Origin of the sequence: Flavobacterium circumlabens (assembly GCF_004345565.1) — a bacterium.
Lineage (GTDB): Bacteria > Bacteroidota > Bacteroidia > Flavobacteriales > Flavobacteriaceae > Flavobacterium > Flavobacterium circumlabens.
This window is the reverse complement of the sequence record NZ_SLWA01000007.1, coordinates 307,053-325,623: the sequence shown is the minus strand read 5'-3', so window position 1 is coordinate 325,623 and position 18,571 is coordinate 307,053. Positions and strand designations below refer to the sequence as shown.

Here is an 18,571-nt window from a genome sequence, read left to right as displayed (position 1 = left end):
TCTACCGGACGTCCGATGTATGGAATGTCCTGGGTTTCTTTTACTTTTTTATAAGTCGAATACACCGTGGTTTCCGTTGGTCCGTACATGTTCCAGATTGTTTCTGAGCGGTTGATCAGTGCTTCTCCCAGTGATAACGATAACGCTTCTCCTCCTGTAATGACACGCACTTTCTCGCTTCCTTCCCAGCCTGCATCTACCAGCATCTGCCAGAAACCAGGCGTTGCCTGCATGATACTCGGATTGTGTTTTTCAAACAATTCGATGATGGCTTCCGGTGATTTTAATGATGGCGTTGAGGCGATAATCACGCTTGCACCAACATGCAGGGGCAGGAATAACTCTACCACAGACATATCAAAAGCATAGGTGGTAACAGCCAGTAACGAATCGGATGCGTTTGCTGAAATTTCACTTTCCATCGCATACATTAAATTGGTAACGGATCTGTGAAGAATTTTTACGCCTTTCGGGGTTCCTGTAGAACCGGAGGTATAAATCATATACGCCAGATCTGCTTCATCAACAACAACAGAGGCCAGTTCACTGCTGTAAGTGGAAATTTCTTCTGTTAGCTCCGGCAGCAGCATTACTTTGATTCCGGATTCATCTGTATATTTTGTATCAGCAATCAATAACGCTGCACGGCCATCTTCTAAGATGTAACTGATTCTGGATGTGGGATAACTTTTATCAATCGGTAAATAAATACCGCCCAGTTTCAGGATACTTAACATCGAGATTAACATCCATTCGCTGCGATCCATCAGTAAACCGACGCAATCGCCTTGCTGAATATTATAATTGTCTTTCAGATAATTCGACAATTGGTTTACAGCGGCATCCAATGCTTCGTAACTCAATTTTCGATCTGCATAACAAACTGCCACCGCTTGTGGCGTTTTGTTTACATTTTGCTCGTATCGGGTCAGGAAACTGCCGCTTAATGGATAATCTTTTGCCGTAGCATTGAAATTCTTTAAAATAGTAGTACGTTCTGCATCCGATAAATAATTATATTTCCCAATACTGGTCTGCGGAGCTGCAACGACTAAGGCCAACAATTCTTCCAGGTGCGAAGCCATTCTTGCAATTCGCGAAGCTGAAAATAACGAAGTGTTATATTCGATCGTTAAATGTAAATTGTCATTTCGTTTACTGAAGTAAAAAGTGATATCGAATTTGCTTGTTTCTTCATCCACATATTCTCCTTCAATCGTGATATCTGAAAAGGAAAGTTTTTTATCATAACGTTCCATGTCTTCCAAAACCACCATTACATCAAATAATGGGGAACGACTCAAATCACGGGCAGCATCCAACTCTTCGACCAACAAATCAAACGGATACGATTGATGTTCATACGCGTCTAAACAGGTTTGTTTTACCTGCGTTAGTAAAGCTTCGTAACTCATATCACCGGATAATTCATCCCTAAGGGCTAAAGTATTGAGATAGAATCCAACCTGATTTTCTAAATCGGGATGTACCCTGCCGGATATCGGAGTTCCTATAATGATGTCCTGAGTTCCGGTGTAGCGATATAAAAGTGTTTTCACTAAAGAAAGCACCCCCATAAACAGCGATGACTGTTGTTGCTCTAACAACGAATGAAACTTTGCACTTATTTCCTTTCCAAACGTGTGTTTTATGCGTTTTCCATTGAAGGTTTGCTCTATGCCTCTTGGAAAACATGTTGGAAGATTCAACGGAGTAATTTCACTTGATAATTTTTCTAACCAATAGGATTTATGACTAATTTCTTGCTGCTCTTTCGACACTTGCTGCCAAACCGCAAAATCTTTGTACTGAACTTTTAAATCTTTTAAAACTATCTGGTTTCCGTTAATTTTCGCGTTGTATAATTCCTGCAGTTCTGCAATTAGTATCTGAACCGAAATTTCATCTGCAATAATGTGATGTATGTTGATGAACAGAAAATGCTTTTCTGCTGAACGTCTGAACGCGTGTACTTTTAACAACGGCCCTTTCGATAAATTAAAAGCAGTATTGTATTCTTTGAAAATAGTATTCACTATCGTTTCATCGTCGTCTTTTGCCTTTTCCCAATCGATACTTTCTACTTCAAAATCAATAGTTTCAGAAGCTTTTACGTATTGTTTGACTTCTTCGTCTTTCCATCTGAAAACCGTTCTTAAGCTTTCATGTCTTTTTATTAAGGCATTGAAAGCATACGACAAGGCTTTTATATCTAAGGGTCCCTGCAGCCAATGTCCGAAGGTAACGTTGTAGGCAATGGACGATTCATTTAATTGATCCAAAAACCATAATCTTCTTTGTGCATAGGATAACGGATATCCGTCCTGAACAGCTGCCACCGGAATCGGTTCGTATACTGATTCCTCCAAAGCAGCCAATAGATCGGACTGGTCTTGCAATACCGGATATAAGAATATTTCTTTCAGGCCAATGGCTACAGAGAATTCTTCCTGTATTCTGTTGGCAATCTGAACGGCTTTTAAGGAATGGCCACCCAGCTCAAAGAAATTATCGGTGATTCCGATTTTGTCTGTTTGTAATACGGTTTTCCAAATAGTTATTAGCTGCTCGTCTCTTTCATTTCTGGCGGGCTGATATTCTTTTGCGGAAACCAGTATGGGATCCGGTAATTTGTCGATGGCTATTTTTCCGTTGGCTGTCATTGGGAAAGATTCCATTGCAATTAAATAGGTTGGAACCATATAATCTGGCAACTCATTGCGTAAATAGTCACGTAAAGCGGTTTCGGTACTTTTTCCGGTATAATAGCCCACTAAATGTTGTATGCCATGAGCGTTAAAGCCCGTCACATAACTGTCTGTAACACCTTCAAAGGCAATAATCGCTTTGGCTACTTCCATTGTTTCCACACGATAACCGCGAACTTTTAGCTGATGGTCTTTTCGACCCATAAAATGAATATTTCCTGAGGCATCCCAATAGCCTAAATCACCTGTTTTATATAGTTTGTCCTTCCCAAAAGGGTTTTCAATAAAACGTTCTGCTGTTTGTGTCGGCTGATTGTGATATCCTGCTGCAATCCCGCTTCCTCCCAGATACAATTCCCCAATTACAAATTGTGGCTGTATTTCTAATTGGCTGTTGCAGATGTAGATTTCCCTGTTAAAAATAGGAGCTCCGATACAGTTGGAAACGCTGCTGTTGTCTATTTCATAATAACTGGTACAAACCGTTGCTTCTGTTGGGCCGTAGGTATTGTACAGTTTTACTTTTTCTGAAAAGTTGGAAATATATTCTAATCGTAAGGCATCTCCCCCGCTGATTAAGATTCGCAACGACGGTATGTTGCTGTTGCGCGCTGCCAGTAATTCGTTGATACTTTGTAGCACCAAGGGTGTACTGCTTAAAAGCGTAACATTATGTTTTGCTGTTAGATTTAATAAGACTTCGACGTCTTTTCCGCCCGAAGGGGTTAATATCAATTCGCCGCCGACACTTAGTACCGGATAAATTTCTTCTACACTGGTATCAAAACTGAATGAGGATTGCTGAATAACAACATCATTGGCTGTAAGTCCAAAATAGTTTACAAAAGTCTGCGTATAATCCAATAGTGAATTATGGGTAATCATCACTCCTTTTGGTTTTCCTGTGGTGCCTGAGGTGTACATGACATACGCCAGATCGTCTTTTGATGCTGTGATTCCCTTATAATTATTATCGTATTTTGATAATTGGTCAATATGGAGTTCTAATTTTGAAACTGCTGCTTCAACTTCTACATTTTGGCTCACAATGAGTACGTCTAATCCGCTGTCTTCTATCAGGTAATTTTGGCGTGCAACGGGATAGTCTTTATCGATAGGAAGATACGCTGCCCCGGATTTTAAAACCCCTAGCATTCCGATAATCATATCAAAATCACGATGGGTCATTAATCCGATGATTGCTCCGGTTTTTACCTGATACTCGTTTACCAATTGATCGGCCAGTTGATTTGAAAGTGCTTCTACCTGCTCATAGCTAAGGCTTTTGCCTTCATAGGTTAAACAGTTGGAATCGGGTGTTTTGGCTGCCTGTTTTCTGAATAGTTCTACTATCGATCCTGATTCATAGGATTTGGTTGCTCCTTTGCTGAATTGTAGAATTGTAGCTTTTTCTGTTTCTGACAGGATGTTATATTTTTCAATAGCCTGCGCCGGATGGGCTATTACTCTGGATAATATATTTTCGAAAGAGGTTATGAAAACTTCCAATTGTTCGGCCTTGTAAAGGACTGTATTGTAACGAATGGTGAGTGATAAGGTATCGTTGCTTTCTTTGAATTCCAATAATAAATCATTCAGGCTTGTCGGGGTTTCGATCGTTTCACTGCTAATGGAAACGTCTTCGATTAAATCGTTAAAACCTAATGCATTTTCGAAGTTTTGAAACAATACCAAAACATCCAATAGTGGAAGTTTACCCATAATTCTTGGTAATCCCAATTCGGAGATCAGGGTATCAAACGGGTACGACTGATGGCTGTATCCTGCCAATAGTTCCTGATGTACTGTCGATAATAATTCCGTAAAACTGTTTTCAGCTGAAAAACCGATTCGAATCGGAAGTAAATTCAAATAATACCCTACCTGATTTTCCAGATCCTGGTGTATTCTGCCGGCTGTATCGGTTCCGATAATAAGGTCTGTTTGTCCGGTAAGCTGATAAAATACACTGCTGAGCACACTCATGATGCCCGTAAAGGTGGTTACCTGATGTGCCGCGCAAAGTGTTTTTAATGCTGTACTGATCTCGCGGCTGAAACTATGGTGTAAATATGCTCCTGAAAAAGACAGGGAATCCCCGCCATTTTTAGAGAAAGGCAATTCCAAACTCGGCAGTTCGCCTGAAAAACGATTCAGCCAATAGGTACGGGAAGCTTCATAGGAAGCGGTCGCAGCATACGAATTGTACCAGGCAACGTAATCTTTGTATTGTAAACGCAGCGGCGAAAGTACAGCTTCGTTTCCTAAACTATACGATTTATAGAATGATTGTAATTCTTTGCTAATGACATCAATAGACCAGCCATCGCTGATAATGTGATGGATGACGAAAATAAAATAATATTGAGATTCGGATATTTTTATAAGCTCTACTCGAAGTAACGGGCCTTTCGATAAATCAAAACTGCTGTTGGCCACTTCATAGGCGCGTGATTTGGCCAGGACGTCCGGTGCTGGTTTCGTACTGAAATCCAATTGGCCAACTTCAAAGTCAAAAGAAGTCGTCGGAATGACTTGTTGGACTATTTCTCCGGCTTCGCTTTTGAAAATGGTACGTAAACTGTCATGACGGTTTACAATCGTTTTCATGGCATTGCTGAAAGCGGTTGGGTTGAATACTTTGTTTCCTAATTCAATATTACATAACCAGCATAAATTGAAGGATTGTTTAGCGATTCCCAATTGATCCAAAAACCATAATCTTCTTTGTGCGTAGGATAACGGATATCCGTCCTGAACAGCTGCCACCGGAATCGGTTCGTATACTGATTCCTCCAAAGCAGCCAATAGATCGGACTGGTCTTGCAATACCGGATATAAGAATATTTCTTTCAGGCCAATGGCTACAGAGAATTCTTCCTGTATTCTGTTGGCAATCTGAACGGCTTTTAAGGAATGGCCACCCAGCTCAAAGAAATTATCGGTGATTCCGATTTTGTCTGTTTGTAATACGGTTTTCCAAATGGCAATCAGCTGCTCGTCTCTTTCGTTTCGGGCGGGCTGATGTTCTTTTGCGGAAACCAGTATGGGATCCGGTAATTTGTCGATGGCTATTTTTCCGTTGGCCGTCATTGGGAAAGATTCCATTGCAATTAAATAGGTTGGAACCATATAATCCGGCAACTCATTGCGTAAATAGTCACGTAAAGCGGTTTCGGTACTTTTTCCGGTATAATAGCCCACTAAATGTTGTATGCCATGAGCGTTAAAGCCCGTCACATAACTGTCCGTAACACCTTCAAAGCCGATAATCGCTTTGGCCACTTCCATTGTTTCCACGCGATAACCGCGAACTTTCATCTGATGGTCTTTTCGACCCATAAAATGAATATTTCCTGAGGCATCCCAATAGCCTAAATCGCCTGTTTTATATAGTTTGTTTTTCCCAAAAGGATTTTCAATAAAACGTTCTGCTGTTTGTGCGGGCTGGTTGTGATATCCTGCTGCAATCCCGCTTCCTCCCAGATACAATTCCCCAATTACAAATTGTGGCTGTATTTCCAGATCGTTATTACAGATGTAGATTTCCCTGTTGAAAATAGGGGCACCGATACAGTTGGAAACGCTGCTGTTGTCTATTTCATAATAACTGGTACAAACCGTTGCTTCTGTTGGGCCGTAGGTATTGTACAGTTTTACTTTTTCTGAAAAGTTGGAAATGTATTCTAATCTTAGAGCATCTCCTCCACTGATTACTGTTCTTAAGGATGGTATGTTGCTGTTGCGCGCTGCCAGTAATTCGTTGATGCTTTGTAGCACCAATGGCGTACTGCTTAAAAGCGTAACATTATGTTTTGCTGTTAGATTTAATAACGCTTCGACGTCTTTTCCGCCCGAAGGGGTTAATATCAATGCGCCGCCGACACTTAGTACCGGATAAATTTCTTCTACACTGGTATCAAAACTGAATGAGGATTGCTGAATAACAACATCATTGGCTGTAAGTCCAAAATAGTTTACAAAAGTCTGTGTATAATCCAATAGTGAATTATGGGTAATCATCACTCCTTTTGGTTTTCCTGTGGTGCCTGAAGTATACATGACATACCCCAGATCGTCTTTTGATGCTGTGATTCCCTTATAATTATTATCGTATTTTGATAATTGGTCAATATGGAGTTCTAATTTTGAAACCGCTGCTTCAACTTCCACATTGTGGCTCACAATGAGTACGTCTAATCCGCTGTCTGCTATCAGGTAATTTTGGCGTGCAACGGGATAGTCTTTATCGATAGGAAGATACGCTGCCCCGGATTTTAAAACCCCTAGCATTCCGATAATCATATCAAAATCACGATGGGTCATTAATCCGATGATTGCTCCGGTTTTTACCTGATACTCGTTTACCAATTGATCGGCCAGTTGATTCGAAAGTGCTTCTACTTGCTCATAGCTAAGGCTTTTGCCTTCATAGGTTAAACAGTTGGACTCGGGTGTTTTGGCTGCCTGTTTTCTGAATAGTTCTAGTATCGATCCTGATTCATATAATTTGGTTGCTCCTTTGCTGAATTGTAGAATTGTAGCTTTTTCTGCTTCTGACAGAATGCCTGATTTTTCAATTGACTGCGTTGGATTTTCGAGTATTGCTTTTACTATATTTTCGAAAGAGGTTATGAAAACTTCCAATTGTTCGGCCTTGTAAAGGGCTGTATTGTAACGAATTGTGAGTGATAAGGTATCGTTGGTTTCTTTGAATTCCAATAATAAATCATTCAGGCTTGTCGGGGTTTCGATCGTTTCACTGCTAATGGAAACGTCTTCGATTAAATCGTTAAAACCTAATGCATTTTCGAAGTTTTGAAACAATACCAGTACATCCAATAGTGGAAGTTTACCCATAATTCTTGGTAATCCCAATTCGGAGATCAGGGTATCAAACGGGTACGACTGATGGCTGTACCCTGCCAATAGTTCCTGATGTACTACAGAAAGTAATTCCGTAAAACTGTTTTCAGCTGAAAAACCGATTCGAATCGGAAGTAAATTTAAATAATACCCTACCTGATTTTCCAGATCCTGGTGTATTCTGCCGGCTGTATCGGTTCCGATAATAAGGTCTGTTTGTCCGGTAAGCTGATAAAATACACTGCTGAGCACACTCATGATACCCGTAAAAGTGGTTACCTGATGTGCCGCGCAAAGTGTTTTTAATGCTGTACTGATCTCGCGGCTGAAACTATGGTGTAAATACGCTCCTGAAAAAGACAGGGAATCCCCGCCATTTTTAGAGAAAGGCAATTCCAAACTCGGCAGTTCGCCTGAAAAACGATTCAGCCAATAGGTACGGGAAGCTTCATACGAAGCGGTCGCAGCATACGAATTGTACCAGGCAACGTAATCTTTGTATTGTAAACGCAGCGGCGAAAGTACAGCTTCGTTTCCTAAACTATACGATTTATAGAATGATTGTAATTCTTTACTAATGACATCAATGGACCAGCCATCGCTGATAATGTGATGGATGACGAAAATAAAATAATATTGAGATTCGGATATTTTTATAAGTTCTACTCGAAGTAACGGGCCTTTCGATAAATCAAAACTGCTGTTGGCCACTTCATAGGCGCGTGATTTGGCCAGGGCTTCCGGTGCTGGTTTCGTACTGAAATCCAATTGGCTAACTTCAAAGTCAAAAGAAGTCGCCGGAATGACTTGTTGGACTATTTCTCCGGCTTCGCTTTTGAAAATGGTACGCAAACTGTCATGACGGTTTACAATCGTTTTCATGGCATTGCTGAAAGCGGTTGGGTTGAAATTTCCTTTGATACGGCTTACACTTGTAATGTGTGCCGCAGTACTTTGATTGAATTGGTGCAACATCCAAAATCGCTTTTGTCCCGCAGTCAATGGATAATTATTGCTTGTTTCCGCAACTTCAATTGCTGCAATCTGAACTTGTTCCTGATTTTGGAGATATTGGCTTAATGCTGCTACACTGGCATTTTTGAAAAGTGTTTCTATCGATATCTGGTAGCCCAATTGCTGAATTCGCGATAGTAATGCTGTCGCCTTTAAGCTATTGAATTGATCGGTAAAGAAATTTTGCGAAAATTCTAAGGTATCATTCTTAAGGATGTGCCTGGCGAGGGACCACAATTTATCATCTAAAGAATTCGTTTTATCGTCTTCTTTGTCTGTTAATTGTTCTTCTAATTCCGTTGTTTTCAGAATTTGAGTTTCATAATCTCCTGCAAGATATTGCTGTACCAATTGGTAATGCTGTACTTTTCCGCTTGTTGTTTTAGGGATACTTTTTACGGCTATCACCTGTTTTACTTCCAGATTTAATTCATTTAGAACTTCTCTCTTTATATCCCAAATTGTCTGAATAAAATCTTCCGATATCGACCGTTGCTGTACAAAAATCAGTAATTCTTCGGAATGATTTACATCTTTCCTGGCGCTGCAGGCTACGACAGTTTCCGGTTTTAAATGAAGTTTTTTATGAAGAATTTCTTCAATATCCTGCGGATAAATATTTTGTCCGTTAATAATAATCAGGTTTTTGGCACGTCCGGTGATGACCAAAGCACCTTCGTACATAAAACCTAAATCTCCTGTTCTGTGCCAGTAATCGTCTGTTTTACAGGCTGCACTTATTTCGGGATCATTATAATATCCTGTGGTCACATTCGCCCCTTTGATCTGAATATGTCCTATGTGCTTGTCCGCCAATACTTCATCATTATCATTTGCTATTCGTACGGGACATTGGTCCAATGGTCTTCCAACTTCTACGAATGAAGTACTGTTGGCGCTATTTTCGTTGGCCACTTCTACTATTTTTTCTCCGATTTTCAAATGATTACGGTCTACAAAATAACATTTGAAAGGATTCCCTACAATTGGAAGGGTCACCGCCACGCATGCTTCTGCCAGTCCGTAACCCGGATACAGAATGGATGAAGGCAATTGAAACTGTGCCATTTCTTCCAGGAACTGATTACACAGTTTCCATGAGATCGGCTCAGCACCATTGTACATGATCCTTACCTTCGAAAGATTCCAGTCCATCGGATTTTTTGCCGTATTTATTGCCGATAAGATGTATTGACATCCAAAATTTGGAGAATACAGCAAACTTGCCTGATGCTCACTTGCCTTTTCCATCCAAAGTAAAGGCCTTCTGATAAAAAGTGTTGTTGGCAATAAAAATTGCTGAATTTTTCTTAGTGTACACGAGAGATGAAAACAAATAAGTCCCATATCATGTGTCAGTGGCAGCCAGCTTAGAGATCGGTCTGCTGCTGTAATTTGCGAACGATTTGCAATATCAACAATGTTTGCTACTAAATTAGCATGTGTTAATTCCACTCCTTTTGGATTTCCTGTAGAACCGGATGAAAACTGAATGTAGGCAATATCTTCGGCACGTATATCGGTGTTGCTAATGCCCTGGGATTTCTCCACTACAGCATCTGTTGAAAATAGTGTCGTTTTTGCAATTTTCTGATACGCTGCTTCGGTTACCTCATCACTTTTGTAAGTGAACATTTCATCCAACAGGCCTTTGTCACAGACTAAAAAAGGATTATTTAATTTTTTCCAAATGTTATATAGTTTATGCTTGTGTCCTTCCTGTCTTCCGATTGCGACCGGAACAGGAATGATTTTCCCCAGTATACATGCCCAGAAAACCTGTAAAAATTCTGCGTTATCATTTATTTGTATAATGACCTCATCGCCGGAGCGCACTCCAAATTCCTGAAGATTATGGAGCGTATACAATGCTTTACTAAGCAATTCCCGGTAAGAATACGTTACTTCCTCACTAGAGGAACGAATAAACGTAATTCCGGTTTGCTCTTGTGCGGCATTTTCTAAAACATCAACTAAAGTATTACTAATAAGCATATTAAGACATTATTAACTTTCACCGCTAAGAAAGCGGCAAAAAATATATTCTTTAAAGAATTCGGTTTTTTTTCTGAGAATGTTCGAATTGTAAATAAGTGATTGTTCAGCTTATTAAAATTCTTTTTGTATGACAACTATGGGGTCACCATACGGCTCTTTGGCAGCCATATGCACTATATATTTTTCCGAAAATGGAATTTCTTTTACATACCAGTTTCCATGATGGGCAACGGTTGCCAGATCACCATTAATTTCGATGTCTGTCAACGGAATGTTTAATCCGTTTCCGATTGCTTTGACTACAGCTTCTTTTTTAGTCCAATGGCTGTAAAAGGTTTTGTAATCGTCCGGATCGTCATAGATTGCTTTCACCTCCGTTGGAGTCCAGCAATTATAAAAATCCATTTTGTTGATGGGTTTCACGACTTCTGCATCTATCCCGATAGTTCCGCTTGTGGCAATCGCACAGAGTACCAAAGTTCCGGAATGTGAAATATTAAAATCTATTATTCCCGGAATCGAAGGCCTTCCGTATTGATTGTACGTGAGTAAAGAAAGGTCGGTTTTTTGAACCCCTCTGTCCTGCAGGGCCTGTATCAGTAATAACTTGCCCAGCAAAGAAGTGTGGGCGTCTTCCCAATTCTTGTAACGGCCAATTTTTTGCTGAATAAAAGGCGGCATTTGGTCCAGATACCTTTTAAAATCAACGTCGTTTAACGGCTGGGTTATAATAGCATAATAAACTTGCATGATTTTTTTCCGGCAATGCAGAATGTATCAAAGAGTTTTCCCGGATACATTCCTGCCTTATTTAGGTTTAGTTATGGATTATCTAAAACGTTGTGCGATTACTTGCTCACTTTTGTAAGCTTAAACGATGGTCCGTCTCCTCCGGCAGAATTAACAATAAAAGGTAAATCTCTGTTGTTTAAAATCCAGTATTTTGAATCTCCGCCTTTTTCAGCGATGTAGATAGCGTCAATTTCTTTACCGTCTACTATAATTTCTTTTCCTTTTGGTATCTCTTTCAATTCGAAAGTTTTATCATCATACTTTGCTGTTTTTTTGCTTTTTATTTCATCCAGAAACTTTTTTGAAACACAAAAAATAGTCTGGTCTTTAGGCAGTATTCTAACTTCTGAAGGATTTAATGCCTGCCAGTTAAAGTATTTTCCTGACTCAAGTCCTTTTGGTGAAATCACCCATTCTCCGGAAATTTTCTTATCTCCGTTAATCATAGAATATTCCAAAACTATTTTTTTATCATTCAATTCTTTAATTTCCAATGGCAGTAACACTTCATTTCCCTTAGGATCTTTCGCGGAATAGGTTAAAACTAAATTCGGTTTAATGTTCAGATTTGTTTTCTTTTGTGCTGTTACGGAAGAAACAACAAATAACATTAGTAGTGCGATTGATACTGTTTTCATTTTTAAGTTCATGGTTTTAATTTTTAATAGTTATTTAATAAGTTTTTTGTATTGATATAGTATTTAAATAAAGCTGTAATTTCTTGTTTGTGTTGGAATATAAAAAAATGATTCCCTTCAAACTCCTTCACATCAATAGGATGTATGCTTTCTTCTCCCCAGGCTTTTGCGTCTTCCCAACTGACTTTGTCTTTGTTTCCTATAAAAACCGTAAGCCTCATTTTTAATGGATCTTTCTTTTCGTAGGTAAAGGTTTCAATGGTTTTAAAATCTGCCCTTAACGAAGGTTCAAAAAGTGCCATGAGTTCGTCGTTCCCTAAAATTTCTTCCGGACATCCGCCCATATCCCTGATTTTATTGACAAATTCGTCTTTAGGCAAATCATGGTAAAAAGGAGCTTCTCTCCTAATTTTCGGAGGCTTGCAACCGGAAACAAATAAATGAATCGGACGTTGGAAGTCATTTTCCTCAATTTTATGTGCCAGTAAATAAGTCAGGATTGCCCCCATACTATGCCCGAAAATCGCATAGGGCCTGGATACGTTTTGCTTTAACTGTTCGAACAAATCATCTACTATAAGATGAATATCTGTAAGCAGGGGTTCATGAAATCTTTTGCCTCTTCCGGGAAGTTCCAGCGTAATTAAATTGATATTTTTATCTAAAAATTCTTCCAGGGGATAGAAGGAATATTTGTTTCCTCCTGCAAAATGTAAACAAATTAGATCCATCATGTCAAATCACTTTTTCTTAGTTAATCAGGCGTTTTATATCAGCCGTAAAATCTGACACACTACTTTTATCGCTTACAATTTTTCCGAAATTAAACTTGATCACTCGGGTCGCCCTGTCAAAATATTCATCATCGTGCGTGATGGCGATAATTGTTTTTCCCTGCTCTTTAAGTTGTGGCAATATTTCTTCATAGAAATATTTTCTAAATCCGGGATCTTGTTCTGCTGCCCATTCATCTAAGATGATGATCTCTTTCTCTTCTAATAAAGCATAGATCATTGCCAGTCTTTTTTGTTGCCCTTTGGATAAATTTTTATCAAACACATTTCGTTCTTCATCGAGGTGAAGTACTTCCTGCATTTTCATCATGTCGATATGTGCTTTTAATTCGCCTGTGTTTTCTTTCAATTCAAATTCATCATAGTTTTCACTGAAGATGTAGTTCGTTGTAAAAACGGCTGCAATTTTATCGCTGTAATACATTAACTGACCTGAATCAATTTTTTGATCATTAAAGTATATGGAACCTTCGTAGGGTTTGTACAATCCGGTAAGCAGGTTTCCGAAAGTACTTTTACCGCTGCCGTTTCCACCGGTGATAAAAATGATTTCTCCTTTTTTGATCGTAAGATTTACGGGTTGCAGGTAAAACTTCTGATTTCGCTCTTCATCATTATAGAAGTACGTAACATTTTCCAGTCTGATTTCTTCAAATGGCTCTGCGTTCGCTAATTTGCTTGGAACGATTCTATCCTGAATAGGATCCAGCATTTGTTCGATCAGGTTTAAACGCTCCACTGAAATTTTAACCATGGTGTAGGTTGGAATTAGTGTAATTAAAACCGCCACAGGCCCTATAAGATATAGGATTGTTACCAGAAAAGCTGTTGTTTTTTCAGTGCTGATATTGAAATAAACCGGCAGTACAAACATGACGATTCCCAGAATAATGTACCAGCTGTAATAGCCCGTTAATTCATTATCCATATATTTTATGGAAGTATGTATCGAAATATCTTTTCCTTTTACCCTGTTTTTTACCAGAAATTTACTCAGGATATTATTGCTTCTTGTAATGCCCATTTTAAGTTCTTTGAAACCATGAAGCATATCGGCTAAATACTGATAATAAGAATTCTGCAAGTCTCTTTTTTCGTTTAAATCCTTTTCGATGGCATTGTTTCTTAGTAAGTAAAAGACCAGTAAAAGGACCATTGCCACCACCACCAAACCTGCTCCAACCGGAGAGATATAAAATAAATATCCGAAACAGCACAAGATTACGATCAGGGAATTAAACGCATTCATGAATACTTCAGGAATACTTCCCAATACTTTGGTATCATTAATAGCGGTGTATATTTTTTCGTTTCCTATTTCTTCAAAATCCTGATAGGAAGCCATACGCAGTTTTTTTAGAATCATGATTTCAAAATCAAACAATAAGTTATTCGTCAGCTTAATCATATAGGTTTGAAAGAAACGGGAACAGACCAACGAAGCCAGGATGATTGCTATAAAAAGGGCCCAGTCATATTTCGGAAAGAATGGAATCGGTTCTTTTATGATGGTATTATTGATAAAAATTAATAATCCCGCGTTAAGAATACTGTTGAAGATTCCTAATATGAGCATAAATCCCAAGGCCTTTTTTGATTTGCTTAATAGGGTTTTGATAAATTTCATTTAGTATTGGTTTTAAGAAGAAGAATTAATTTATTAAACATTCGGTACATCAAAAATGTCAAGAAACATATTGAAAGTCAATACGATAATCAGCAAGTCTAAATCGTAAGGGGGATTTAATATAAACCCGTCTCTACTGTACATTTTTTTAAGACGTTCTATGGTATCCGGATCGAAATACCCTTGTCTTTTGATCCGATCGTAAGACAATAAATCATTGATCCATTCGCTGTTTGTTTTCAGTAAGTGCGGACTTCCCGGTGCTACGAATCCAAATTTTTCGCGATTAATGATCTGAGACGGTACATACTTTTGCGCTACTTTTTTAAGGATGTACTTTTCTTCCATATTCTTCACCATTAAAGAAGGAGGTACTGTTTTTACAAAGTTGATCAGGTCTACATCTAAAAAAGGATAACGGCCTTCTACATTGTTCGCCAGCGTCATACGGTCTCCGTGATCGGCTATTAAGTGTCCGCCCAGACGTAATTTGAAATCAACGTAGGAACGCTGATGAAAATGATGCCTGTTTTTAATACGTCCGTGATCGATAGCCGGTTCTTTCAGGCAGTCAAAATCTTTATACGATTCGTTTAAAAGCGGGGAATAAATCGCTTGTTTGGTTTCGCGGAAAACATTTTCATTTTTTTCATAAATGAAATCCGGATTTCCCCAAAGTTGTTTTCGAATCTCATCTTCCCTTAAATGCTCTAAATCTTTGTAGCCGATATTTCCTTCACGCCTTCCGTCAAATTTGTAGCCTGCATAGCCGCCAAATAATTCATCTGCTCCCTCTCCGGAAAGGACTACTTTTATTTTTTCGCGTTTCGCTCTTTCAGATAAAGCAATCGAACAAATATTGTAAGTTTCTTTTAGCGGAGATTCAGAATAATAAATCACATCGCGAAGTTTGCTTTCAAAATCATTCCACTCAAATTCTATTTCATTGTGTTTTGATTTTATCTGCTCACTTAATAGCCGTTGAAAACGCTGCTCGTTGATGTCTTTGTTTTCTGTGTTAGAGAAACAAATAGAGAATGAGTTGAATTCCTTATCCTTATCCAAATGTCGCATCATGCCTCCAATCATAGAAGAATCCAGTCCGCCACTTAAATAAAAACCAACGGGAACATCTGCATTTAAACGATAGTTTACCGACTTTAAGAGTAAGTCATTCAGGTTTTCTACGTAATATTCTTCCGATTTCTGACCGTAATCATAATCTGAGGTTGGATAATCAAGATTCCAGTATTCTTTTATTTCCAGTTTATTGTTATGCAATATGGCATAATGTCCCGGCTCTAAACTTTTTACATCATCAAAAAAGGTGATGGGAGCAATATTGGCCGGAAATGTAAAAATCTGATCCAGTCCCTTATAATCAATTCTTCTGGAAACGTCAGGATGTTCCAAAACTGCTTTTATCTCTGAACCATATACCAAAGCGTGATCCAGTTTGGCATAGAATAAGGGACAAATCCCGAAATGATCCCTGGCCATGAAGAGTATATCCTTCTTTTTATCGTAGAGACAAAAAGCAAACTGGCCGTTGATCATATTTAAGAAATCCACCCCGTACTCCATGTACAGATAAACCAGGACTTCGATGTCACAATTGGTATTAAAGTTGTATCCTTTGTCTTCCATTTTGTGACGTAACTCCTTGTAATTATAGATTTCTCCATTACAGGTTAATACGATCGATTTATCAGGACTAAAAAAGGGCTGCATTCCATGACTTAAATCAATAATACTTAGTCGTACAAATCCAAGTCCCACATGACCGTCTATATAACAAGACGAATCATCCGGTCCGCGATGCTGAATTTTATTGGTCATAGCCACAATGATATCCTCTCTGGCTACAGATTCTCTATCGAAATTATAAATTCCACTTATTCCACACATATTTTTATAAATTGGTACGTCTTGCTGTTATGACACTTCATACAATGCTGATAAGTGATTTACTTTTTTAATTGTATGTTCAGCAGACTTAGAAACGTTGTTTTAAACACTTTTAATTGGTTCTCTTTTTAAGAATCTGGTTAGGATAAAAATTATACTCCTGAAACTGTCATGCTGCCAATTTCCCCGAAAACGCGAAAAGCAGCATCCAGTATTGCCGTAGAAGAATCTTTATCCTGCAGCGCTCTGCTGGTAGCCACTATTGGCCATTTTATTCTGAATACATTCAATCCGTTTTGAAGAAAACCGACCGGAATTTCTATCGAATGGGTTTGCCATTTACTGCCAACAGACAATTTTGTTACTTCGGTATCATTCACATATAAGGTTGCTGTATCATGGTTTTCACTGATGATTCCGGGTATTCTGAAGGATACGGATAACAACGCTTTTGTTTTGGCATCTGCTATGACAAAAAAATCAGATTTGCTGTCTCTTGCCTGTAAAAAAGCAGTTTTTTGCCCCTGATATTCATCGTAAGAAGTCGCGTGGTAATAATTTTGCAACAGATTGATACGTCTGTTTTTGATACTATGATCGTCTAAGCGAATTTTCAGTAAGTAATTCGTAATATCAATTCCGTTTGACTTTAACACGGTTGTCATGGCATCTACCAGTTCCAGTTCCATGTTTTTCATGTTTCTTGCAGGAACCAGCGCATGTACATATCGGTCCAGTTTTGTATTGTCTTCCAATATTTTCTCGAGTGATTTACACACATTATTGGCTGCTCCCCTGCTAATCATATCACAGTAATAGACCATTGTTTTGGCTATATCCTTCCATTTTGACAAGGATTCGGAACAGTGATACAACAAAATGTCATACGATTGTCCCCAGTGTGCATTGTGTATGGCGGCAAAAAAGTGTCCTAACGCCAATACTTCGTTTGACGGAATGATTGTTTTTACATCCTTATGTGTTTTTCTAAGATCATCAAATTCCTGAAGCACTTTTTTGTAAACAGCATCCATAGCTACCTGAATTCCCGTAACGCTAAAGTGACAATAATCTAAGAACAACTCTTTTCCCGGTACTTTACCGTCTAAGTGTGCTTTAAAAACCGCCGGTAAATCAATTACTTCAATTCCATAGCTTGCTGCTTTGGACAGTATGGTTTGCTGAATTACTTTAAAGGTTCTCGGTTTACTATTGGTCCTGCAAAAAAGAGCGGTATCCCTTGCCATTTCCAAATAGTGTCTGGCTTCTTTGTACTGTTCGTTTTTGATGCAGCAATCTGCCAATAGCTCAAATCCGTAGGGATGACTCGGGTCAATTTCTATCATTTGCTGTGCTTGTATGCTACACGTTTCGGTATCACCTGAAGCCAGGCTTTCTTCTGCGCTTTCTTTGGCTTCAATCCAGCTTTTTAATTTTTCATACGGCAATTCAGAAACAACGCGCTCTCCCGGTGTACTTCTGCAATCCAACAGGTTAAATTCGGGAATTGCAAACAGTACCGGAACTCCGTTTTTCTTCGAAACGGTTCCTACATACGCTAAAAAGTCATCTACAATCGTACTGAAGTAATCTTCGATTAACGGTTTTGCTATGGCAATTCCGTCCTCACCCAGTGTTAATTCCTGTAAGGCCGTTTGCTTTTTCTGACTGTTGCCAATCGTGCTTAATAATTCTTCACGCCAATTGTTTCCGGCTAAAAAAACCACCATATCCGGCTCTAGCGCCATGCACTCGGTATATCTTTGTCTGATTCCTGCCATTCCCAGATTGGTCTCGGCTAAATCAATTATTTCGTATCCATACAGTTCTTTATTTGAATTTAAAAGCTGGTCTAATACAATTGCCGGCGTATATTCCGGGTCTAATAAAAATCCTCTGGTTACGGATTCTCCCAATAATACCACACGTTTTTTATCCGATTTTGGCGGAATGGTTTGTATGTCTGCGAAGAAACTCCAGGTTTCTTTGAACAGAATATCTCTTTGATAGTATTTTTTACCGTCTTTGATATCTGGTTTGTAGATTCCTATGTGTGATTTGAATGGATTTTCAGCAACAGTTTCTTCTTCGGATGTTTGTGGATTGGTATAACCCAGCTTTTCCATTAAATCCAAAAAAGTTTGTTGATTTTCTGGTGTAACAGGTAATAATGCTGCTAAGTCAATAGCAAGTTCTTTATGTAATTCTGAAGGTCTTGACATGATT

At 38.8% G+C, this 18,571-nt stretch carries 7 protein-coding genes; all 7 read right to left on the bottom strand.

Annotated features, from left to right (window positions below; translation table 11 throughout):
- Positions 1-10,583, bottom strand: a 10,583-nt coding sequence (locus tag EV142_RS17620) for a non-ribosomal peptide synthetase (protein ID WP_132037153.1), incomplete at its 3' end; no start/stop codon positions are given.
- A gap of 114 nt (positions 10,584-10,697) precedes the next feature.
- Complete coding sequence (locus EV142_RS17615; protein ID WP_132037152.1) at positions 10,698-11,336, bottom strand: 4'-phosphopantetheinyl transferase family protein; 639 nt, start codon at positions 11,334-11,336, stop codon at positions 10,698-10,700.
- Between the two features lie 98 nt (positions 11,337-11,434).
- Positions 11,435-12,016 (bottom strand): hypothetical protein, encoded by a 582-nt coding sequence (locus tag EV142_RS17610; protein WP_132037151.1) that lies wholly within the window; start codon positions 12,014-12,016, stop codon positions 11,435-11,437.
- Between the two features lie 23 nt (positions 12,017-12,039).
- A complete protein-coding gene (locus EV142_RS17605) occupies positions 12,040-12,750 on the bottom strand; it encodes a thioesterase II family protein (RefSeq protein WP_132037150.1) in 711 nt (236 codons plus the stop codon).
- 16 nt (positions 12,751-12,766) lie between these two features.
- A complete protein-coding gene (locus EV142_RS17600; protein WP_132037149.1) occupies positions 12,767-14,437 on the bottom strand; it encodes a cyclic peptide export ABC transporter in 1,671 nt (556 codons plus the stop codon).
- Between the two features lie 33 nt (positions 14,438-14,470).
- Entirely contained in the window at positions 14,471-16,345 is a 1,875-nt protein-coding gene (gene asnB / locus EV142_RS17595; RefSeq protein WP_132037148.1) for an asparagine synthase (glutamine-hydrolyzing), read from the bottom strand.
- Positions 16,346-16,497: 152 nt separating this feature from the next.
- Entirely contained in the window at positions 16,498-18,567 is a 2,070-nt protein-coding gene (locus EV142_RS17590) for an SGNH/GDSL hydrolase family protein (RefSeq protein ID WP_132037147.1), read from the bottom strand.
- Positions 18,568-18,571 lie beyond the last annotated feature (4 nt).